This is a genomic window from Bradyrhizobium sp. UFLA05-108, from assembly GCF_059803455.1.
Window position 1 is genome coordinate 1 of sequence record NZ_JBANAZ010000214.1, and the last position, 893, is coordinate 893.

At 43.2% G+C, this 893-nt stretch carries 1 protein-coding gene; it reads right to left on the reverse strand.

From position 1 onward, the window contains the following. Positions 1–205 (reverse strand): helix-turn-helix domain-containing protein (locus SO140_RS46055; protein WP_498544214.1); only part of this gene is annotated, 205 nt, incomplete at its 3' end. Positions 206–893: the final 688 nt, after the last annotated feature.

Consider the following 893-nt stretch of genomic DNA (forward strand, 5'->3'; position numbering starts at 1 on the left):
CGCTTTCCTTCTGCTCATCCATCAACGAGTCCATAGTAACATTTAATGCGTGCGCAAGCTTGGACACTATTTCAGCAGATGGTTTTATCTCCGGTTTCTTTTCGAGTTCCCAAATGTAGCTTTTCGTTGAACCAATCTGATTCGCCAGTTGCTCCAGTGAAAGTCCTCGATCAGTTCTTAGCTCTCTAATTTTTTCGTTCAGCATAGTGGCTCCCTCTTTTCTTGTTGAGTAGTGTTTGTTAGAAATTTGAGCGTTTCTATTGTTGGTAAGTATAGTCTAAAAGTATCGCTTCAGCAATACCGTGGTAATTCTCTAGCAATACTTTTAGTAGATCTATAGCTTGACTTTTTGGCTGTAAATGATACAATAGTTTTAGAAGCACAATTCCGTGCTTTGGTGACGAAGTGAGGTATGTATGAAGTCTGGGAATATCGCTAAGCGTTCAGGGCAGTATGAGATTATTGGGCCTAGGGGCGCCTCGACAGGGGTGGAGCGAACTGTCGTGAAGGGAGAGCCATTACCGCCAACTCCTAAAGCTGGTCAAACATATAAGTTAGTTGATCCAACTAAAAACGGGAGTGGCGGGAAAGGTAAGTGATCTTACAACTAAAAAATCAATGTGGTGAAGTCATCCGTCGACCGCATTGAGCTGATGATGTAAGGGCAAAACTTAGATTGGGGAATCGAAGTGTAGCCTTTTTATCTTCATCAGCCAAGAACTGGATGATTTTTTGGGATGGAGGGTATGCTATGAGCAAACCAGCACCTAAAGGCTTCAGATGGGTATATTGCCGCTATCGTCGAGTGAAAAACTCAACGAGAATGCTCGATGCTCACGATTACGGGTATGAAGCCTGGGCATTTTTAGTGCCTGGTCGATAACCTGAATTTG